Source organism: Luteimonas viscosa (assembly GCF_008244685.1).
GTDB classification, from domain to species: domain Bacteria; phylum Pseudomonadota; class Gammaproteobacteria; order Xanthomonadales; family Xanthomonadaceae; genus Luteimonas; species Luteimonas viscosa.
Genome location: NZ_VTFT01000001.1, coordinates 2,368,647 through 2,389,108 on the forward strand (window position 1 = coordinate 2,368,647; position 20,462 = coordinate 2,389,108).

At 71.0% G+C, this 20,462-nt stretch carries 13 protein-coding genes; 7 read left to right on the plus strand and 6 right to left on the minus strand.

Annotated elements, in window-relative coordinates; genetic code table 11:
* The first annotated feature begins 46 nt into the window (after positions 1–46).
* A complete protein-coding gene (locus FZO89_RS10470) occupies positions 47–1,717 on the plus strand; it encodes a serine hydrolase (protein ID WP_149103203.1) in 1,671 nt (556 codons plus the stop codon).
* Positions 1,718–1,841: 124 nt separating this feature from the next.
* On the opposite strand, the gene FZO89_RS10475 is transcribed toward FZO89_RS10470, so the two are convergent.
* Positions 1,842–2,453 carry a hypothetical protein gene (locus FZO89_RS10475; RefSeq protein WP_149103204.1) on the minus strand — a complete coding sequence of 204 codons (612 nt, stop codon included), beginning with the start codon at positions 2,451–2,453 and terminating at the stop codon, positions 1,842–1,844.
* Between the two features lie 26 nt (positions 2,454–2,479).
* Complete coding sequence (locus tag FZO89_RS10480) at positions 2,480–6,217, minus strand: indolepyruvate ferredoxin oxidoreductase family protein (RefSeq protein WP_149103205.1); 3,738 nt, start codon at positions 6,215–6,217, stop codon at positions 2,480–2,482.
* A gap of 194 nt (positions 6,218–6,411) precedes the next feature.
* On the opposite strand from FZO89_RS10480, the gene FZO89_RS10485 reads away from it, so the two are divergent.
* Positions 6,412–8,253: a putative bifunctional diguanylate cyclase/phosphodiesterase gene (locus FZO89_RS10485; RefSeq protein WP_149103206.1), complete on the plus strand. Its 1,842-nt coding sequence runs from the start codon at positions 6,412–6,414 to the stop codon at positions 8,251–8,253.
* A 149-nt stretch (positions 8,254–8,402) separates the two neighbouring features.
* Here FZO89_RS10485 and FZO89_RS10490 read toward each other — a convergent pair whose 3' ends face one another.
* The 3 genes from FZO89_RS10490 to ubiK all read right to left on the minus strand — a co-directional run bounded on the left by FZO89_RS10490 (position 8,403) and on the right by ubiK (position 12,378).
* Positions 8,403–10,487 (minus strand): S9 family peptidase, encoded by a 2,085-nt coding sequence (locus FZO89_RS10490; protein ID WP_149103207.1) that lies wholly within the window; start codon positions 10,485–10,487, stop codon positions 8,403–8,405.
* 87 nt (positions 10,488–10,574) lie between these two features.
* Positions 10,575–12,089 carry a YifB family Mg chelatase-like AAA ATPase gene (locus tag FZO89_RS10495; RefSeq protein ID WP_149103208.1) on the minus strand — a complete coding sequence of 505 codons (1,515 nt, stop codon included), beginning with the start codon at positions 12,087–12,089 and terminating at the stop codon, positions 10,575–10,577.
* Between the two features lie 10 nt (positions 12,090–12,099).
* Positions 12,100–12,378 carry a ubiquinone biosynthesis accessory factor UbiK gene (ubiK, locus tag FZO89_RS10500; RefSeq protein WP_149103209.1) on the minus strand — a complete coding sequence of 93 codons (279 nt, stop codon included), beginning with the start codon at positions 12,376–12,378 and terminating at the stop codon, positions 12,100–12,102.
* Positions 12,379–12,534: 156 nt separating this feature from the next.
* Between ubiK and FZO89_RS10505 the strand changes: the two genes are divergently transcribed.
* Positions 12,535–12,873 carry a P-II family nitrogen regulator gene (locus tag FZO89_RS10505; protein WP_149103210.1) on the plus strand — a complete coding sequence of 113 codons (339 nt, stop codon included), beginning with the start codon at positions 12,535–12,537 and terminating at the stop codon, positions 12,871–12,873.
* Between the two features lie 52 nt (positions 12,874–12,925).
* Complete coding sequence (locus FZO89_RS10510) at positions 12,926–13,510, plus strand: hypothetical protein (RefSeq protein ID WP_149103211.1); 585 nt, start codon at positions 12,926–12,928, stop codon at positions 13,508–13,510.
* Between the two features lie 35 nt (positions 13,511–13,545).
* On the opposite strand, the gene speE is transcribed toward FZO89_RS10510, so the two are convergent.
* Positions 13,546–14,394 carry a polyamine aminopropyltransferase gene (gene speE / locus FZO89_RS10515; protein ID WP_149103212.1) on the minus strand — a complete coding sequence of 283 codons (849 nt, stop codon included), beginning with the start codon at positions 14,392–14,394 and terminating at the stop codon, positions 13,546–13,548.
* A 207-nt stretch (positions 14,395–14,601) separates the two neighbouring features.
* On the opposite strand from speE, the gene FZO89_RS10520 reads away from it, so the two are divergent.
* From FZO89_RS10520 to speA, 3 genes are all read left to right on the plus strand, one after another.
* On the plus strand, positions 14,602–16,419 hold the full coding sequence (locus FZO89_RS10520) for a M48 family metalloprotease (RefSeq protein ID WP_187471124.1): 1,818 nt from the start codon (positions 14,602–14,604) through the stop codon (positions 16,417–16,419).
* A gap of 73 nt (positions 16,420–16,492) precedes the next feature.
* Complete coding sequence (locus FZO89_RS10525; protein ID WP_149103214.1) at positions 16,493–18,349, plus strand: M48 family metalloprotease; 1,857 nt, start codon at positions 16,493–16,495, stop codon at positions 18,347–18,349.
* Positions 18,350–18,406: 57 nt separating this feature from the next.
* Positions 18,407–20,296, plus strand: coding sequence for an arginine decarboxylase (gene speA, locus FZO89_RS10530; protein ID WP_149103215.1), 1,890 nt, complete (start codon positions 18,407–18,409; stop codon positions 20,294–20,296).
* The last annotated feature ends 166 nt before the right edge of the window (positions 20,297–20,462 follow it).

A 20,462-nucleotide genomic window follows, 5' to 3' on the forward strand; every position in this document is an offset into this window, starting at 1 on the left:
CGCCCACAGGCAGCTACAGTGCACCCTGCCTTCCGGAGGACCGCCGATGCGCCTGACCGCGACCCTTGCCCTGCTGCTCGTGCCGTTCGCTTCCCATGCCGCGGCACCGCCGACGAACCCCGACGTCGCCGCCTTCGCCGCCCGCACCCTCGAGGCCAACTGCGCGGCCGATGCGCCCGGCATGACGGTGCTGCTGGCGCGCGGCGACGAGGTGCTCTACCGCGGCGCCTGCGGCCGGGCCAGCCTCGAACTGGGCGTGCCGCTGTCGCCGGACCACGTGTTCCGGATCGGTTCGGTGACCAAGCAGTTCGCCGCCGCAGGGGTGCTCAAGCTGGCCGAGGACGGCAAGCTGGCGCTGGCCGATCCGGTGACGAAGCACGTGCCCGGGTACCCGGGCGGCGACGCGGTCACGGTGGAGAAGCTGCTCAACCACACATCCGGCATCCGCAGCTACACCGACATCGAATCGATCATGTCGGGCGGCGGCATCATGAAGGATCTGACGACCGCGCAATTGATCGACACCTTCAAGGACGAGAAGCCCGACTTCGCGCCCGGCGAGGGCTGGCACTACAACAATTCGGGCTACGTGCTGGTCGGCGCGCTGATCGAAGCCGCCAGCGGCAAGCCATGGCACGTCTATCTGGACGAGGTCTTCTTCCAGCCGCTGGGCATGTCGCACACCGGCTACGGCAACGAGGCCGATGCGGTGATCCCCCGCCACGTCGGCGGCTACAGCCGCAAGGACGACCACTGGACGCGCGCGATGTACCTGAGCATGACCCAGCCGCATGCGGCCGGCGGGCTGGTCTCGACCGTCGACGATCTGCTCAGGTGGAACCGCGCGCTGCACGAAGGCAGGGTGCTCGAGGACGCGGGCTATCGCGCCATGATCACACCGGTCGGCAAGGCTGCCGAAAGCGGCTACGGCTTCGGCATCTTCACCGGCACCCTGCGCGGCGAGCCGCAGCTGTGGCATGGCGGCGGCATTCCCGGCTTCAGCAGCTACCTGCTGTACCTGCCCGGCAGCGACATCACGGTCGCGGTGCTCTACAACGCCGACAGCGGCCGGCCCGGCATGCTCGGGACCGGCTACATCGCCAACCGGCTGGCGGCGCATGCGATCGGCAAGCCGTATCCGGAGAAGAAGGCGATCGAGGTCGACGCCGCCACGCTGGCGCAGTACGAAGGCGTTTACCGCATCGACGAGGATGCCGCACGCGTGCTGCGGGTCAACGACGGAACGCTGACCTCGCAGCGCACGGGTGGCCTGGTCCATGCGCTCATCCCGGTGGCGAAGGACACCTTCCTGTTCGAGGAAGGCTATTCGCGCATCGTGTTCGAACGCGATGACGCCGGAGACGTCGCGGCGATGCGCTTCTTCCCGGAGGACGAAGGCGAGGGTGAGGTGGTGCCGCGCAGCGACGAGCCGTTGCCGCCCGCGCGCACCGGACAGCAACTGCCGCGCGAGGCGCTGGAACGCATCGTGGGCGGGTATGCGGTCGGCGGGATGCTGCTGAAGGTCTTCCTCGATGGGGACACTCCGATGGCGCAACTCACCGGGCAGCCCGCGTTCGAGATCTTCGCCGAATCGCCCTCGCGGTTCTTCCTGCAGGCGGTCGACGCGACCCTGGTGTTCGCGCCGGACACGGGCGCACCCGCCTCGGTAACGCTGCACCAGGGCGGGCGGGAGACGGTGTTCGTGCGCGCGGAGTAGCGGGCGCCGGGCGGACGTCGCGCGGCGTGTATACGCCTGTGGCGACGAGCGCGGCGGACGGCGAGGAGAAGTTCCACGCGGTCCAACGGCGATCATCGCGTCTACGTGCGGTGACGCTCCCGGCTCAGCCGTTCCACAGCACGTCGGGCGTGCGCGGGCACTGGCGCACCGGTTCGGGCTCGTCCTCGCGACTGTCCAGCAGCCAGCAGTCGTCGAGCACGGAGCAGTAGCACACGCGCAGTTCGATCCGGTGGCGCTCGCGGTCGAGCGCGTTCCACAGCGGGTGCGCCGGCTGCGGCTGCGGCACGCGCAGCAGCGCGATCCACTCGTCGGCGCCGACCACGCGGCGCTGGATGCCGCTGCTGAGGAACTGCAGCCGGTCGCGCGCGGCGGCGCCGCCCTCGCCGGCGCAGCAACGCGACAGAAGCTCGTCGACGTCGCGGACCGGCGTGTCGTCGTGCAGCAGCTGCGCCCAGCGCACGCGCGCCGGTCCGGTGCCGCGGTTGAGCAGGTCGATGGACACCTGCGGGTCGCCCTCGAGGGTGATGTTGCTGGTGCCGGTGATCAGCGAGGGCCACACGCTCGCGGCGAGCATGCGTTCCTGGGTGCGATTGGCGCTGATCGCCACGAACAGCGAGATCACCGAGATCAGCACCACGCAGCCACCCATCACCACTTCGTAGAGGCGTAGCGGGCGGTGGCGGCCAGTACGGGCGATCGGCTGCTCGTCTGTCATGCGCGACTCCTTCCGGCGCGTTCCGCTCAGGCCGCCTGCACGATGCGCAGGGGGTTGTTCCACTGCGCGAGCAGTTCGGCCTCGCGGGCCCTGGCCGCGTGCAGGTGCGCTTCCTTGACGTGCCCGTAGCCGCGGATCTGCTCGGGAATACCGGCGATCTCGGCGGCGAGGTCGACGTTGCCGGCGTCGAGCCCGTCCAGCAGGCCGCCGACGGTACGCTCGTAGTCGTCGATCAGCTGCCGCTCCATGCGCCGCTCGGCGGTGCGACCGAACGGATCCAGCGCACCGCCGCGCAGGAACCTCAGCTTCGCCAGCAGGCCGAAGGCCTTGAACACCCAGGGGCCGTACTCGCGCTTGACCAGTTCGCCCTTGGCGTTCTTCTTCGCCAGCAGCGGCGGCGCGAGGTGGAAGTGCAGGCGGTAGTCGCCGTCGAACTGCTGCTCCACCCGGCGCAGGAACTCGCCGCTGGTGTACAGGCGCGCGACCTCGTACTCGTCCTTGTAGGCCATCAGCTTGAAGAAATAGCGCGCGACCGCTTCGGACAGGTCGGTCGAGCCGGGCGCCTTCAGGCGTTCGGCCTCGCGCACGCGCGCGACGAAGTCCGCGTAGCGCTTCGCGTACTTCGCGTCCTGGTACTCGGTCAGGAACTCGACCCGGCGCGCGATCAGTTCGTCGAGCGAGCGCGACAGGCGCAGGTCGTCCAGCGGCAGGAACGCGACCGCATCGGTGCCGGCATGCGCGGGCACGTGGCGCAGCTCGTCCTCGGCGCGCAGCGGACGCGGCGCGGAGGTCGCGCCCCACTCGGTGCTCTCCCACTCGCCCGGCGGCAGCGACTGCAGCGCGGCGGGCGTGTCCTCGGCGACAGTCGACGCGTTGCGCACCACGCCTGCCGCCTCGTACACCGCTTCCGGGTCGATCGCCGCCAGCCGGCCCCAGGCGAACGCGGTCTTGTTCATCTCCACCGCGGCGCCGTTGAGTTCCACCGCGCGCATCAGCGACTCGAACGACAGCGGCACCAGGCCGCGCTGCCAGGCATAGCCGAGGATGAACAGGTTCGAAGCGATCGCATCGCCCATCAGCGCGGTGGCCAGTTCGGTCGCATCGATCCGCAGCGGCGCCTGGCCGCCGAGCGCCTGCGTCACCGCCTGCACGATGTCGGCGGCGGGGAACTGCATGTCCGGGCGCGTGGTGAAGGTGCCCGGCATCGCCTCGTAGGTGTTGAGCACCACCTGCGAGCGGCCGGCGCGCAGCTTCGACAGCGCCCAGTAATCGTTCACCACCACCATGTCGCAACCCAGCACCAGGTCGGCCTCGCCAGCGGCGATGCGCACGGCGTGGATGTCTTCCGGCGCCTTCGCGATGCGGATATGGGTCGTCACCGCGCCGCCCTTCTGCGCCAGGCCGGTCTGGTCGAGCACGGTCGAGCCGCGGCCTTCCAGGTGCCCGGCCATGCCCAGCAGCGCGCCGATGGTCACCACCCCGGTGCCGCCGACGCCGGTGATCAGGATGTTCCAGGGCTGCGACAGGTCGCTGGCGAACGGCGGCTTCGGCAGGCTGCGCAGGCGCTCGACGGTGGGGCTGCCGCCGCTGCCGGCGGCATTGCCCTTGCGCGGCTTGCCGCCGTGCACGGTGACGAAACTGGGGCAGAAACCCTCGACGCAGCTGTAGTCCTTGTTGCAGTTGCTCTGGTCGATCTCGCGCTTGCGGCCGAACTCGGTGTCCTTGGGCAGCACCGAGACGCAGAAGCTCTTCTTGCCGCAGTCGCCGCAGCCCTCGCACACCAGGGTGTTGACGAACACGCGCTTGGCCGGATCGGCGATCTTCCCGCGCTTGCGGCGGCGGCGCTTCTCGGTGGCGCAGGTCTGGTCGAAGATCAGCACGCTCGTGCCCTTGACCTCGCGCAGGCGCCTTTGCACCGCGTCGAGTTCGCGGCGGTCCTCGAATTCGGTACCGGCGGGGAAGATCGAGCGGTCGCGCCACTTGTCGATGTCGTCGCTGACCAGGACGATCGTGTACACGCCCTCGCTGCGCACCTGGTGCGCGATCTGCGGCACGCTCAGGGTGCCGTCGACCGGCTGGCCGCCGGTCATCGCCACCGCGTCGTTGTAGAGGATCTTGTAGGTGATGTTGACGCCGGCCGCGACCGACTGCCGGATCGCCAGCGAGCCCGAGTGGAAATAGGTGCCGTCGCCGAGGTTCTGGAACACGTGCGGGGTGTCGGTGAACGCCGCCTGCCCGCACCAGGTCACGCCTTCGCCGCCCATCTGGGTGAAGGTGTCGGTGCTGCGGTCCATCCACGTGACCATGTAGTGGCAGCCGATGCCGGCCAGCGCGCGCGAGCCTTCGGGCACGGTCGTGGAGGTGTTGTGCGGACAACCCGAGCAGTAGTGCGGCACGCGCGGGAACTGCGCGCGCGGCAGCGCCAGTTCGCCTTCCTTCTGCTCCATCCAGCGCAGCACCTCGCGGATGTGCGCGGTGTCGCGGCTGCCTTCGGGGATGAACTGCTGCAGCCGGCGTGCGATCACGCCGGCGATGGTGGCGGGGGTGAGCTCGCCGGTGCTCGGCAGGATCCACTGGCCCTGTTCGTCGTACTTGCCGACGATGGACGGGCGGCTGTTGTCGAGATTGATGCCGTCGAAGTTGTAGAACAGCTCCTTCATCTGGCTCTCGATGAAGGCGTGCTTCTCCTCGACCACCAGGATGTCGCGCAGCCCGCGGGCGAAGGCGCGGATGCCCAGCGGTTCCAGCGGCCAGGTCATGCCCACCTTGTAGACGCGGATGCCGAGCTCGCGACAGCGCCCGGCGTCCAGGCCGAGGTACTCGAGCGCCTGCAGCACGTCGAGGTAGCTCTTGCCGGTGGTGACGATGCCGAAGCGCGCGTCGGGTGCGTCGAGCACCACGCGGTCGATGCGGTTGGCGCGCGCGAACGCCTGCGCGGCCTTGACCGCATAGCGGTGCAGGCGCATCTCCTGGTCCAGCGGCGGATCCGGCCAGCGGATGTTGAGCCCGCCCGGCGGCAGTTCGAAATCCTCGGGCGTGAGGATCTGCAGCGCCAGCGGGTTGACGTCGACCGACGCGGAGGATTCCACCGTCTCGGCGATCGTCTTGAAGCCGACCCAGCGCCCGGTGTAGCGGCTCATCGCCCAGCCCACCAGGCCCATGTCGAGGATGTCCTGCACCCCGGCCGGATTGAGGATCGGCATCATCGCGCTGGTGAACTCGCCCTCGCTGCCGTGCGGCAGGGTCGAGCTGCGGCAGGCGTGGTCGTCGGCGGCCAGCGCCAGCACGCCGCCGTGGCGCGAGGTGCCGGCGGCATTGCCGTGCTTGAACACGTCGCCGCAGCGGTCCACGCCCGGGCCCTTGCCGTACCACATCGCGTACACGCCATCGACGGTGGCGCCCGGGAACAGGTTGGTCTGCTGCGTGCCCCAGACCATGGTCGCGCCGAGGTCCTCGTTGAGGCCCGGCTGGAACTTCACGTTCGCCTGCGCCAGGTACTTCTTCGCCCGCCACAGCTCCAGGTCGAAGCCGCCCAGCGGCGAGCCGCGGTAGCCGGAGATGAAGCCGCCGGTGTTCAGCCCCGCCGCCTGGTCGCGCAATCGCTGCATCAGCGGCAGCCGCACCAGCGCCTGCACGCCCGACAGGTAGATCCGCCCCTCGGTGCGGATGTACTTGTGGTCGAGGCTGTAGTCCGGGTCGGTGACGCCGTGGGTCAGGCCGGTGTTCGCGGAGGCGGGGGAGGACAGTTCGGCGGTGCTGGTCATGGCGGTTCGCTTGGCGGGCGGCGCGGGGGCGCCGCTGGCTGGACGCAGCATGGCGCCGCAGGTCCCGGTGATCGTGTCAAGTGTAACAGTGGCCCCGGTGGCTCCCGGCCGGTTTGCGTGCCCCCCGCCGTGGGTATACAACGACGAAGACCGGCGTGACACGGGGGCCGGGCGGCGCAGGGAAAGGGGGCGGAATGTCACCCAGGCGACAGGCGAGTGCGCGACACGACCGCGGGGCCTGGGCGCGTCGGCACAACCATGCCCTGGTCTCGCTGGCGCGGCGCGTCTGGCAGGACGACTGCACCCTGGAGGATGCGTTCGCGCTGATCTGCGAGACCGCCGCGGAGACCCTCGAGGTGGAGCGGGTCAACATCTGGCGGCACGACCCCGAGGCGCGGCTGCTGCATTGCCTGCACCACTACGAGCGCGGCAGCGGCCGGCACAGCCGGCCGTGCGACGCGCCGCTGCGCGTGGAGGGGGACTACAACGCGGCATTGGGCGAGGTCCGGGTCATCAACCTCGGCACCATCGAGCGCCAGGGCGACGACAGCGGGCTCGGCGAGTACCTGCGCCGGCACGGGATCGGTTCGCTGCTGGACGCGCCGGTGCGCTCGGCCGGCGAGCTGCTCGGCGTGATCTGCCACGAGCACGTCGGCCCGCCGCGGGTCTGGTCGCCCGAGGACCAGGCCTTCGCCGGCAGCATCGGCGACTACGTGGCCATGGCCCACGAGATCGATCGCCGGCGACGGCTCGAGGGCCGTGTGCGCTATCTCGAACTGCACGATCCGCACACCAACCTGCCCAACCGCGACCACCTGCTGGAAGTGGTGCACGCGGCGCTGCGGCCGATGCACGGAGGAGAGAACGGGCTGGTCGCGATTCACCTCCACCTCGATGCCTCGCCGCACGAGGGCGATGCCGGGCACGAGCTGCTGGCCGGGGCGGCGGCAAAGCTGCGCGGCGAGCTCGCCGGCACCGCGACGCTGGCGCGGGTGCGCGGCAATGCCTTCGCCGTGCTGCCGCACCGCCATCTGCACGAGACCGAGGCGCTCAACCTGGCCGAGCGCTGCGTCGACCTGGTCCAGGCTCATCTGGACGAACGCAGTACCGCGACCATCGTCACCGCCGGCATCGCCTTCTCGCGCGACCTCGCCGCGCCTTCCGCCGACAACCTGCTGCGCAACGCCGAGACCGCCAGCCAGAACGCGCGCAACACGCGCCTGGGCCGCTGCGAGATCTTCGATGCCGAGCACCATCGCGGCCTGGTCACCCGGTTGCGCCTTGAGCGCACCCTGCGCGAGGCTTTCGAGGCGGGCGACATGTGCGTGCATTTCCAGCCCGAGGTGGACCTGGCCAGCGGACGCTGGGTCGCGGCCGAGGCGCTGCTGCGCTGGCGAGACGGCGAGGGACGTTGCCGCGCCGCGCGCGAATTCATCGACATCATCGAAGGCTGCGGGCTGATCGTGCCGATCGGCCGCTGGATGCTGCACGAAGCCTGCCGGATGGCGCGACAGTGGCCGCTGCGCGACGGCCGCGGGCCGAAATTGCGGGTCAACCTGTCGGCGCGCCAGTTCGCGCAGGCCAGCCTGGTCGAGGACGTCGTCGCGGCGCTGGCCGCAAGCGGCCTGCAACCCGGGCGTCTGTGCCTGGAACTGACCGAGAGCGCGCTGCTGCCGGACGTGGACGCGGCCGCGCAGACGCTCACCCGCCTGCGCGATCTCGGCGTCTGCGTCGCGCTCGACGACTTCGGCACCGGCTATTCCTCGCTGGCCTATCTCAAGCGCCTGCCGATCGACGTGATCAAGCTCGACCAGAGTTTCATCGGCGGGCTGCCGGACGATCCGTACGACCTCGCGATCGTGCAGGCGGTCGCCGGACTGGCGCGCAAGACCGGCGTGGACATCGTCGCCGAAGGGGTGGAGACCGAAGCCCAGGCGCACACCTTGCGCGAGTGCGGTGTCGTCCGCGCCCAGGGCTACCTGTTCTCGCGGCCGGTCGACCACGAGACGCTGCTGCGGGGGTTCGCGGTGGCGTAGTCGCTGTCCGGTCGAAGGCCCGCTGTGGAGCGAACCGCCACGGCCGGGTCATGCCCGACCAAACCGCGCAGGCTGGCGGACGCGCGCCGCACGCCGCGTCCGGACACGGCCGAAGCCGCATCCGGGGTCGCGTCGGCTGCGGACCAGGCCTACTTGCGCACTTCCTGGGTGTGCGAGCGCAGCGCCTCGGCCAGGCCCGGCACGCCGTCCGCGCCGGTGGGCACGGTGATGCTGGAACCCTTGAACTCCTCGCCGATCGGCTGCGCGCGGCCGCCCAGGCACTGCGACAGGAAGCCTTCGGCCACCGCATTGAAGGCCTTGTTGTTCTCGGGGCGGGCGAAGCCGTGGCCCTCGTCGGGGAACAGCACGTAGGTGACCGGGATGTTCTTGGCGGTCATCGCGTCGACGATCTGGTCGCTCTCGTCCTGCTTCACGCGCGGATCGTTGGCCCCCTGCCCGATCAGCAGCGGCTTCTTGATCGCGTCCACGCGCGAGAGCGGCGAACGCTCGGTCAGCCAGGCCTTGCCCTCCTCGGTCTGCGGATCGCCCATGCGTCGCACCAGTTGCTGGTAGAAGCTGGCCCAGTACGGCGGCACGGTCGAGAGCAGGGTGTTGAGGTTGGCCGGGCCGACGATGTCGACGCCGCAGGCGAAGGTGTCCGGGGTGAAGGTCAGGCCGACGAGCGTGGCGTAGCCGCCGTAGCTGCCGCCCATGATCGCGACCTTGTCCTGCGTGGTCACGCCCTCCTCGACCGCCCATTCGACCGCGTCGATGAGGTCGTCGTGCATCTTGCCGGCCCATTCGCCATCGCCGGCGTTGGTGAAGTCCTTGCCGAAGCCGGTGGAGCCGCGGAAGTTGACGCTCAGCACCGCGTAGCCGCGGTTGGCCAGCCACTGGTCGTAGCTGCTGTAGCCGTAGGCGTCGCGCGCCCATGGGCCGCCGTGCACCAGCAGCACCATCGGCACCGGCGCGTCGGCCTTGCCGTCCTTGTCGGCATCGGCATGCGGCGGCAGGGTGAGGTAGCTGACCAGGGTCTTGCCGTCGCGCGACTTGAGCTCCAGCGGCCACATCGGCACCAGCGGCTTGCCCTCGAGCGCGGGCCGCCCCGAGAACAGCCGGGTCAGCTTGCCGTCGTCGCCGCGGTCGTAGCGGTAGTACTCGACCGGGGACTCGGCGGCGGAATAGGCGACGATCCAGGTGCTGTCGTCGAGCGTGCGGGTGTTGATCGAGGCTTCGCCCGGGCCGATCGCGGCCAGCCTGTCGAGATCGGCCTTGATGCCGTCGTCGAGCACGGTCCACGCCTCGCGCAGGTAGTTCACCGACACCGCCTGGACCTTGCCGGTCTTCGGGTCGGCGAGGCTGTAGCCGATGTCGGCGCGGGCGTCCTCGTGCAGCAGCGACCTGTCGCCGGTCTCGGTGTCGACCGCGAACAGCGCCACCGTGTTGCGTTCGCGCGAGTCGCGCATGTAGAGGGTGGCGCCGTCCTTGCTCAACCCGGCGTAGCCGGTGGTCAGGCCGTCCTCGAACGGGATCTCGTCGTACTTCTCCCAGGTTTCGCCGGTGCGGCGCAGCAGGTCCTCGCCGCCGTCGGGACGGGCGCGCGAGGCGAAGCGCAGGCGATAGTCGGCATCGGCGACGTAACCGGAGATCTCCTGGTCGTTCCTCTCGACCAGGCTGCGCTCGCCGCTGGCGAGGTCGACGCGGTACACGTCATGCCACTTCGGATCGCGGTCGTTCATGCCGACCAGGATCGTGCCGGGATGGCGGTCGCTCACGCCCAGCACCTGCGCGGTGGTCTTCTCGAAAGGGGTCAGGTCGCGGCTCTCGCCGTTGGCCAGGTTCACGGCGTAGAGATGGAAATCCTCGTCGCCGCCGGTGTCGCGCAGGTACAGCAGGGTGTCGGGCTGGTAGGACCAGAAGTAGCTGCGGATGCCGCGCGCGGTGTCGCGGGTGGCCGCCTTCGCCGCGGACAGGTCGTCGGCCGGTGCGGTCCAGACGTTCAGCGTGCCGTCGAGCGGCGCCACCCAGCTCAGGTACTTGCCATCCGGGCTGAGCTGCACGTTCGCGCGCTCGGGGTTGCCGAACAGGGCTTCGCGCGGGATCAGTTCGACCTCGTCGAGCGACGCGGGCGCCTTCGGCGTCGCCTCGACGGTCGGTCCGGTGTCGCCGGATTGACCGCCACTGCAGGCGGCGAGGGCGAGGGTGATGGCGGAGGCGAGCAGGAGACGGGGCATGGGCGGTTCCAGGGTGGCGGTCCACCGAGGATACGGCGTCGGGGACCGCGGTTGCGCCGGCCGTCGGTCACGGGCCCGCGGCCCCCCTCAGGCGGCCTGCTGGCCCGTGCCGCGATCGGCCTGGCGGTAACCCAGCGCTTCGGTCAGGTGTGCGGTGGCGATGTCGTCGCTGCCCGCGAGGTCGGCGATGGTGCGCGCCACCCGCAGGATCCGGTGCATCGAGCGCGCCGAGAGCTGCAGCGCGTCGACCGCACGTTCGAGCAGGGACTGGTCGCGCGGCGCCAGGCGGCACCAGGCCATGGTCTCGGCCTGCGAGAGCTGGGCGTTGAGCCGGCCGGCGCGGCGCAGCTGGAGCGCACGGGCGGCTTCCACGCGCGCACGGATCGCGGCGCTGGCTTCGCCTTCCGGTGCGTCGGGGCGCAGCTGCGCCGGCGGCAGGCGCGGCACCTCGACATGCAGGTCGATGCGGTCGAGCAGGGGTCCGGAGATGCGCGCGCGATAGCGCGCGATCGCCTCGGCGTGGCAACGGCAGCGGCCGGAGCTGTCGCCGGCCCAGCCGCAGGGACACGGGTTCATCGCCGCGACCAGTTGGAACCGCGCCGGGAATTCGTTCTGGCGCGCCGCGCGCGAGATGGTGACCACGCCCGATTCCAGCGGCTCGCGCAGCACTTCCAGCGCGCGCCGGTCCCACTCTGGAAGTTCGTCGAGGAACAGCACGCCGTTGTGCGCCAGCGAGATCTCGCCCGGGCGCGGCTCCGCGCCGCCGCCGACCAGGGCCACCGCGCTCGCGGTGTGGTGCGGGGAACGGAAGGGGCGCGCACGCCAGCGGGCGGGATCGAGCCCACGGCCGCTGATCGAGGCGATGGCGGCGGTTTCCAGCGCCTCGTCCTCGCCCGCCTCCGGCAGCAGTCCCGGCAGGCGCGAGGCGAGCAGGGTCTTGCCGCAGCCCGGCGGGCCGACGAGCAGGAGGTGGTGGCCGCCGGCGGCGGCGATTTCCAGCGCGCGCCGGGCCTGCGCCTGGCCGCGGACGTCGCGCATGTCGGGCCCGTCCACGCGCTGCTGCGGCGGTGCGATCGCCGCCGGCAGCGGCTTGCGGCCGCAGAGCAGGGCACAGACTTCGAGCAGGGTGCGGGCGGTGAAGGCTTCCAGGCCGGCGGCGAGCGCGGCTTCGGCGCCGTTGCCCTGCGCCACCACCAGCTTGCGGCCGGCCTGGGCCGCGGCCAGCGCGGCGGGCAGCACGCCGTCGACCGGGCGCAACTCGCCGGTCAGGCCCAGTTCGCCGATGAACTCGTAGTCGCGCAGGCCCTCGGCCGGCACCTGCCCGCTGGCGGCGAGGATGCCGAGCGCGATCGGCAGGTCGAAGCGGCCGCCGCCCTTGGGCAGGTCGGCCGGCGCGAGGTTGACGGTGATGCGGCGCGCGGGGAACTCGAACTGCGCGCACTGGATCGCCGCGCGCACGCGGTCCTTGGCCTCGCGTACCGCGGCCTCGGGCAGGCCGACGATCGACATCGAGGGCAACCCGCCGCCCAGGTGCACCTCCACCTTGACCGCGGGCGCACGCACCCCGGCGCGCGCGCGTCCATGCACGAGCGCGAGTCCCATGGCGCCGGACTCAGTTGGTCGGCTTGCCGGCGCCGGCGTCGTCCGCGGCCAGGCGCGCCTCCAGGTCGGCCACCACGCCCTGCAACTGCTCGAGCTTCTCGCGCGTGCGCAGCAGCACCGCGCGCTGCACGTCGAACTCCTCGCGCGTGACCAGGTCCAGCCGCGACAGGCCGGACTGCAGCACCGCCTTGAAGTTCTCCTGCATCTCCTCGCGGCTCTCGCGCAGGCCGGGCGGCACCAGGCCGCTGAGGCGGCGGGCGAGGTCGTCGATGTGGTTGAGATCGATCATGCGCGTGTCCGGTTGCGGGAATGCGCCCAGCTTCGCCGGGCCGTCGTGACGGCGCAGTCGGCGGCGGGCGCGGCCGGCTGTAGGAAAACCCCGACCCCGGCTGCGGGTATGCTAGCGCGACGCGGCCAGCGGGCGCGTGGGACAGGAGCGAAGCAGATGAAGATGGTGATGGCGATCATCAAGCCGTTCAAGCTCGACGACGTGCGCGAGGCGCTGGCCGAGGTCGGCGTCACCGGCATCACCGTCAGCGAGGTCAAGGGCTTCGGCCGGCAGAAGGGCCACACCGAGCTCTACCGCGGCGCCGAGTACGTGGTCGACTTCCTGCCCAAGGTCAAGATCGAGGTGGTGGTGGTCGACGACCAGGTCGACGCGGTCACCGAGGCCATCGTCAAGGCCGCCGGCACCGGCAAGATCGGCGACGGCAAGGTGTTCGTCTACGAGCTGCAGCGCGCGGTGCGCATCCGCACCGGCGAGCTGGATGGGGATGCGGTGTAGGCGATCGCTTCTGGTCGGCCTGCTCGCCGGCCTCGGCGTGCTGGCGTGGCCGGTGCAGGCCGCCGACGTTTCCTCTGGGCCGGTCGCGGCACCACCGCTGGCGATCTTCGTCGGGCGCCTGCTTTCGATCGAGGAAGTGGATACGGATTGCGGCGAGAACTGCGCGCCATTCGATTCCGGCTACGTGCTCGTCTATCAACCGCTGAAGTCGATGGAAGGTGGACCCTTGCCGTCGCCGGTTCGCGTGCAGTTCTTCGGACACTACGGGCTTCCGTCGTTCGCGCGCTTCGACACGGCGCTGCTGTTCGTCTTCCTTGGCGAGCATCAGGACGTTCTTGCGCGCTACCTCGGCTTTCCCGTTGCGCAGACCGCGGACGGGCGCTGGGCTTACTGCCCAGACACGCACCCCGACGATACTTCGCCGCGCGACAGGTCGCTGGCGCGGATCACGTTCGCCCGCAAGGTGGAGGCGACCGATGCCGAGATTCCGCAGGATGACGCCAGGCACCGCTTCACACGGCGCGACGCGATGCGCCCCGGCATCCGGCACTGCGCGGCAGGCATGCATGCCGAAGACCTCGTGCGATTGCATGCTCCGGACGCAGAGCCTGGTTACCTGCGGGTCTGGCAGTTCTGAGGTCGTCGCGCGGCAGCAGCGAGCCGTAGCGTGGCTCAGCGTGTCAGCGCCTCCGCCACGAACGGCGGCAGCGTCTGCGCGCCCTTGTGGATCTCCGCACTGTAGTACTTCGTGGCGAACGGTTTCGCTCGCGCGTCGGCCTCGCGGAATTCGAAGCCCTGGCCCTTGCGCGCCAGGGTGCAGCTCCACCAGCCGGTGGGATAGCACGGCTGGGGGAACGGCAGCGTCTGGAACGTGGTGAAACCGGCCTTGCCCATCTCCGCGCGCATCGCCTTGATCAGATCGAGCAGCACCAGCGGCGATTCGGACTGCTGCACGAGGATGCCGTCGTCCTTCAGTGCACGGAAGCAGCTCTCGAAGAAAGCCTTGTTGAACAGCCCCTCGGCGGGACCCACCGGGTCGGTGGAGTCCACGATCACCACGTCCAGGCTGCCGGTCGCGGCCTTGGCCATGTACGCGATCCCGTCGTCGAACAGGATCCGCGCGCGCGGGTCGCCGTTGGACTCGCACAGCTCGGGGAAATACTTCTCCGCCATGCGCGTGACCTGCTCGTCGATGTCGCACTGCACGGCCTGCTCGACCCCCGGGTGGCGCAGCACCTCGCGCAGGGTGCCGCAGTCGCCGCCGCCGATGATCACCACCCGCTTGGGGTCGGGATGGGTGAACAGCGCCGGGTGCGACATCATCTCGTGGTAGAGGAAGTTGTCGCGCGTGGTGACCATCATCGCGCCGTCGATGAGCATCACGTTGCCCCAGTCGGTGCTCTCGAAGATCTCGATCTTCTGGAACGGCGACTGCACCTCGTCGAGCCTGGCGCGCACGCGGAAGCCGATCGACGAGCCGGCGGGTTCGAAGTTCTCGTACAGCCAGTCGCTGGATGTCATGGTCGGTCCTGGGGGTGGGCGTGGGCGTGCGGCGTGGCGGCGGGCCGAACTCGCCAGGTGCGCGGCGACGCGTGCATCGTCGACGCAGCGGGCGGTCCGCGCGGCGCCATTGTAGCCAACCGGCTGCGACGGTTCCGCCAGCGATCCACTACGATGGCCGCGACGATGCGGGGCGGGCGGATGGCGGAACACGGGGATCGGGAACGGATGCGAGAACTGGAGGCGGAGGCGCGCGATGCGCCGGGCCGCTACCGGTTGCGGCTGCTGGCACTGGCGCTGCTCGGCCACGGCGTGATCGCCGGCCTGCTGCTGCTCGCACTGGCGCCCTTCGTGCTGGTGGCAGTGCACCTGTTCGTGGGCGGCGCCTCGCTGGCGCCGCAGCACGCCTACGTGCTGGTGCTGCCGGCGGTGGTTGCGGCGGTGGTGCTGCGCACGCTGTGGGTCCGGTTCGAACCGCCGCCTGGCCACCGGCTGGCGCCCGAAGAGGCGCCGCTGCTGCAGGCCGAGGTCGAGCGCATGCGCCTGGCGATGGGCGGGCCGCCGCTGGAAGGCATCGTCATCGACGGCGATTTCAACGCAAAGGCCGCCAGCGTGCCGCGCGCGCTGGGCCTGCTGGGTCACCGCCATACCCTCGTGCTGGGATTGCCCTTGATGCGGGTGCTCGACCGCGACGAACTGCGCGCGGTGATCGCGCACGAGTTCGGGCATTTCGCTGCGCACGACGGGCGTTTCGCGGCCTGGATCTATCTCTCGCGCGGCACCTGGTACCGGCTGCGCGACGGCATGGCCCGGCACGGGTTGTCGTTCGCCTGGCTGCTGGCGAAGTTCTACGGCTGGCTGGCGCCGCATTTCGACCTGTGCAGCCGCGCGCTGACGCGGCGCCACGAATACGCGGCCGATGCCGCGGCAGCCGGGACGGTCGGCGCGGAGGCCGCAGCGAGCGCGTTGCTCCGCGTCGAGATCGCGTCCCGGCGGCTGGAGACGCGCTTCTGGCCGCAGCTGTGGGCGCGTGCGCGCACGCAGGGCCATCCGCCGGCGCAACTGCAGGCGTCGCTGCTGCAGGCGATGCAGGGCGACGCGGTCGACCTCGATCGACTGCTCGCGTCCGCCGCGCGTGGACAGGATCCGCGCGACACCCATCCGACGCTGCCGCAGCGGCTCGATGCGCTGCAGGCGCCGGCACGGTTGGGTACGCCCGGCGAATCCGCGACGACGCTGCTCGGTCCGTTGCAGGACGCGCTCGAGCGTCGCCTCGACGCCACCTGGCGCGATGCCATCCGCGGCCACTGGGACGCCCTGCATACCGCCGCGTCCCGCGACCGGGCACGCCTGGCCGAACTCGACGGCGTGCGCGAACCCACCCCCGAACAGCTCGCCGAACACGCGCTGCTGGTGGAGCAGCTGCGGATCGACTTCGACCCGCTGCCGCTGTACGAACGCGCGCTGGCCGCGGACCCTGCCCGCGTCCTGGCCCTGTTCCGCGCCGGCCTGCTGCAGCTGCGCCGTGGCGAGGCCGAGTCCGGCGCCGCGCGCCTGCGCAAGGCGGTGGAACTCGACCCCGGCGCCGCGCGCGCCGCGCTGGAGGAGTTGCATGGGATCGAGGCCGATCCCGATCTCGATCCCGCCACCGTCGCCACGATCGACGCCCTGCGCGAAACGCTGTCGCCGCTAGCCGTGGCGCTCCCCGCGCCGGGCGAGTCTTCCGCCGAAGACGTTCTGCAGCCGCACGCGCTCGATCCCGGAGCCCTGCAGCGCCTTTGCCGCCGGCTCGCCTGCGAGCCGCGCATCGCCCGCGCCTGGATCGCGCGACAACCCATGGCCCTGCGCGAAGCGCCGGCGCACTACCTGGTCCTGCTCGACTGGCGTGGCTCCGTCGCCGGCGAGGCCGCGGCCCTCGGACCGCTCTCGCAGTCGCTGGCCATCCCCGGCGCCAGCGTCGAACTGTTCACCGGCACCGACCGGCGCAGGCTGGCCGCGCAGGTACGCGCGGCCTGCGGCGAACCGGTCTATCGCAAGGGCCGCTGAGCCGCCGCCACCCCGCGACGGACCTCCCCCGGCGCCTTACGATATCGCCGGGGATCGCCACGGGGGACAGGGGATGGCATCGGCGGAAGCGTATCGCGGACTGGTCGAACGACTGGAAGTCGTGGCGCGGCAATCTCCCGGCGGCTACAGGCTGCGGGTCGCGCTGCTCGCGGCCCTGGGATTCGTGGTGCTCGGCGGCTCGGTGCTGCTGGCGTTCGGCCTGTCGGTGGGACTGGTGCTGGCGCTGCTGGCGATCAGCCCGCTGCTGCTGCTGAAACTCGCCAAGCTGGTCTGGATCCCGATCGCCTTCGGCTGGGTGGTGTTGCGCGCGCTGTGGGTGACGTTCCCGGCGCCGGAAGGCCATCGCCTCGACCAGCACGAGGCGCCGCTGCTGCAGGCGGAAGTCGAGCGCCTGCGCGTGGCGGCCGGTGCTCCGAGGCTGTCAGGCATCGTCGTCGACGCCGACCTCAACGCCGCCGCGGCCAGCGTGCCGCGCGCGCTCGGCCTGCTCGGGCATCGCCACTACCTGGTGCTCGGGCTGCCGCTGATGCAACTGCTCGATCGCGAGCAGTTCGCCTCGGTGGTGGCGCACGAGTTCGGCCATTTCGGCGGCGGCCACGGCCGCTTCGGCGGCTGGATCTACCGCGTGCGCGCGAGCTGGTACCGGTTGCTCGACGCGCTCGCCGTGCGGCAGGGCTGGGTGAACCGCCTGTTCGTGCGCTTCTTCGACTGGTATGCGCCGTACTTCAACGCCTACAGTTTCGTGCTGGCGCGCGCCAACGAATACCAGGCCGACGCGACCGCCGCGCGCATCGCCGGTGCCCGCGCCGCCGGCGAGGCGCTGGTGCGGGTCAACCTGGGGTCGGCGCGGCTGTCGCAGGAATTCTGGCCGCAGCTGCAGCGCGCCTCGCTGTCGCAACCGGCGCCGCCGGCGCTGCTGTATCGCGAGATGGGCACACGCCTGCGCGACGACGGGGGGGACGACGAGGCCCGGCTGGCGGCGGCGCTGGCGGCGCAGCCGGGGTTCGACGATTCGCATCCCACCCTCGCGCAGCGATTGCAGGCCCTGGGGGTCGCGCCTGTGCGTGTGCCACCGCCGCGCGAGTCTGCGGCCGAGGCGCTGCTCGGCGAGCTGCTGCCGCGACTCGAGCAGCGCTTCAGCGAAGAATGGCGCGCGCACATCGAGGCGCACTGGGACGAGAACTACCGCCAGCATGCCCGGGATCTGGAACGCTTCGAAGCACTGCGCGCGCAGCAGGTCCGATCGCCGCAGGAAGCGGTGGAGTTCGCCGGCCTGAGCGAGCGGCTGGTGCCGGAGGCCGATGCGATCGCCCTGTACCGCGCCGCGATCGAGGTCGCGCCGGACGATCCGTTCGCCCGCTTCCGCCTCGGTACGCGACTGCTCGAGCATGGTGAGGCCGAGGGAATCCAGCACCTGCGCCGCGCGATGACGCTCGATCCGGAGTGCGCGGCCCCGGCCCTGGAAGCGCTGGCCGGCCACTACCGGGAGACCGGCGATGCGACCGCCCTGCAGGGCATCGAGGCGGAATGGTCGCGGCTGCAGGCCTCGTGGGCGCGCGCGCAGCAGGCGCGTGGCGCGCTGACGGCCAGGGACGAGTTCCTGCCGCACGCGCTGGACGCGGCGCAGGTCGACGCGGTCTGCGCGGCGCTGCAGCGCATCGGCGCCGTTCGCAAGGCCTGGCTCGCGCGCAAGCGCATCGTGGACGAGCCGCACGGGGCTCCGCATTTCGTGCTGCTGGTGCAGTGGCGGCTGTTCGTGCTCGACGGCGGCTCTCGCCTGCAGCGGATCGTCGACGCGGTGGAACTGCCGGGCAGCTTCCTGGTCTTCACCGCACCGCACCAGCGCGCGATCGCGCGCCGGCTGCGCAAGGCGGCGGGCGCGCCGATCCTGGGCGGGGGACGACCGTAGCCCCGGCGCCGTCGCCCAGGGCCTAGAATGCGCATCCACGTTCCCGGATGCCCGCCGATGACCGCCTGGTCGACCGAGCACGCGCGCAAGACCTATTCGATCCCGCACTGGGCGGAAGGCTATTTCGATGTCGACGACGCCGGCCACGTGGTCGTGCGCCCGCTCGGCGCCGACGGGCTGTCGATCGCGTTGCCGGAAATCGTCGACAAGGCACGCGAGCGCGGCGCCAACCTGCCGTTGCTGCTGCGCTTCCCCGACATCCTGGGCGACCGCCTGCGCCGGCTGCAGGCCGCGTTCGAGCAGGCGCAGGGCGAATGCGGCTACGCCGGCGGCTATACCGCGGTGTATCCGATCAAGGTCAACCAGCACGCCGGCGTGGCCGGCACCCTGGCTTCGCACCACGGCGACGGCTTCGGCCTGGAAGCCGGCAGCAAGCCGGAACTGATGGCGGTGCTGGCGCTGTCGCGGCCCGGCGGGCTGATCGTCTGCAACGGCTACAAGGATCGCGAGTACATCCGCCTCGCGCTGATCGGACGCAAGCTCGGCCTGCACACCTTCCTCGTGGTGGAGAAGCCCTCGGAGCTGCCGCTGATCCTGGAGGAGGCGAAGGCGCTGGACGTGGAACCCGGGATCGGCGTGCGCATGCGGCTGGCCTCGCTCGGCGCCGGCAAGTGGCAGAACAGCGGCGGCGACAAGGCCAAGTTCGGCCTCTCTCCGCGCCAGGTGCTGGACCTGTGGAAGACCCTGCGCGACGGCGGCATGGCCCATTGCCTGGGCCTGCTGCATTTCCACATGGGTTCGCAGATCTCCAACGTGCGCGACATCGCCAACGGCATGCGCGAGGCGACTCGCTACTTCGTCGAACTGTCGAAGCTTGGCGCGACGATCAGCCATGTCGACGTCGGCGGCGGCCTCGGCATCGATTACGAAGGCACGCGTTCGCGCAGCTTCTGCTCGATCAACTACGGCGTGCTCCAGTACGCCTCGACCATCGTCCAGCCGCTGGCCGACGCCTGCGCCGAGCACGACCTGGCGCATCCGCGCATCGTCACCGAATGCGGCCGCGCGATGACCGCGCACCACGCGATGCTGGTGGCCAACGTGGTGGAGGTCGAGCGCGCGCCGGAGGGGAGGGTGCCGGACGCGCACGACGACGAACCGCACGCGATCGCCTACCTGCGCGAGATCCACGGCGACCTCGACCGGCGCCCGCCGGTGGAACTGTTCCAGGAGGCGCAGCACTTCCACGCCGAAGGCCTGTCGGCCTACGCGCTCGGCCAGATCGACCTGGTCGCGCGCGCACGCATCGACGACCTGTTCTACGCGATCGCGCACGGCGTGCGCGGCCGCCTGAGCTACGACGAGAAGAGCCACCGGCCGTTGCTCGACGAACTGGCCGAGCGCCTGGTCGACAAGTACTTCGTCAATTTCAGCGTGTTCGAATCGATGCCCGACGTGTGGGCGATCGACCAGGTGTTCCCGATCGTGCCGATCGAGCGCCTGGACGAGTTCCCCGACCGGCGCGGCGTGATCGCCGACATGACCTGCGATTCCGACGGCAAGATCGACACCTACGTCGAGAACGAGGGCCTCGACACCTCGCTGCCGCTGCACGCGCCGCGCCCGGGCGAGAGCTACCGGCTCGGTTTCTTCCTGGTCGGCGCCTACCAGGAGATCCTCGGCGACATCCACAACCTGTTCGGCGACACCGACGCGGTCGAAGTGCGCCTCAACGGCGACGGCTACGCCATCACCCAGCAGCGCAAGGGCGACACCACCGACGTGATGCTCGATTACGTCGGCTACAGGCTCGAGGACCTGCGCCGCATCTACAAGGCGCGGGTGGGCGCGGTCGACCTGAGCAAGGGCGAGGCCGCGCGCCTGAACGAGGCGCTGGAAGCCGGACTCACCGGCTACACCTACCTGGACGACGCGCCGCTGGCGTGATCGTGGCACCGGCGCGCTCCGCGCCGGTCGGGGCAGGCCGGGCACGCGGGCGTGCGGGCCGCAGGGCGGCTGCCGCGTGAGCCGGTCCCCGTTGCATCGCGCGGGCAGGTCTTCCCACCGGCCGATGGCGGCCGACGCGAATCCGGATCGCCCGCGCGGTCGTCGG

Bases quoted from the DNA above. Each gene is read 5' to 3' on its own strand.
- FZO89_RS10470 (WP_149103203.1), top strand. From the start codon at position 47: ATGCGCCTGACCGCGACCCTTGCCCTGCTGCTCGTGCCGTTCGCTTCC.
- FZO89_RS10475 (WP_149103204.1), bottom strand. From the start codon at position 2,453: ATGACAGACGAGCAGCCGATCGCCCGTACTGGCCGCCACCGCCCGCTA.
- FZO89_RS10480 (WP_149103205.1), bottom strand. From the start codon at position 6,217: ATGACCAGCACCGCCGAACTGTCCTCCCCCGCCTCCGCGAACACCGGC.
- FZO89_RS10485 (WP_149103206.1), top strand. From the start codon at position 6,412: ATGTCACCCAGGCGACAGGCGAGTGCGCGACACGACCGCGGGGCCTGG.
- FZO89_RS10490 (WP_149103207.1), bottom strand. From the start codon at position 10,487: ATGCCCCGTCTCCTGCTCGCCTCCGCCATCACCCTCGCCCTCGCCGCC.
- FZO89_RS10495 (WP_149103208.1), bottom strand. From the start codon at position 12,089: ATGGGACTCGCGCTCGTGCATGGACGCGCGCGCGCCGGGGTGCGTGCG.
- ubiK (WP_149103209.1), bottom strand. From the start codon at position 12,378: ATGATCGATCTCAACCACATCGACGACCTCGCCCGCCGCCTCAGCGGC.
- FZO89_RS10505 (WP_149103210.1), top strand. From the start codon at position 12,535: ATGAAGATGGTGATGGCGATCATCAAGCCGTTCAAGCTCGACGACGTG.
- speE (WP_149103212.1), bottom strand. From the start codon at position 14,394: ATGACATCCAGCGACTGGCTGTACGAGAACTTCGAACCCGCCGGCTCG.
- FZO89_RS10520 (WP_187471124.1), top strand. From the start codon at position 14,602: ATGCGAGAACTGGAGGCGGAGGCGCGCGATGCGCCGGGCCGCTACCGG.
- FZO89_RS10525 (WP_149103214.1), top strand. From the start codon at position 16,493: ATGGCATCGGCGGAAGCGTATCGCGGACTGGTCGAACGACTGGAAGTC.
- speA (WP_149103215.1), top strand. From the start codon at position 18,407: ATGACCGCCTGGTCGACCGAGCACGCGCGCAAGACCTATTCGATCCCG.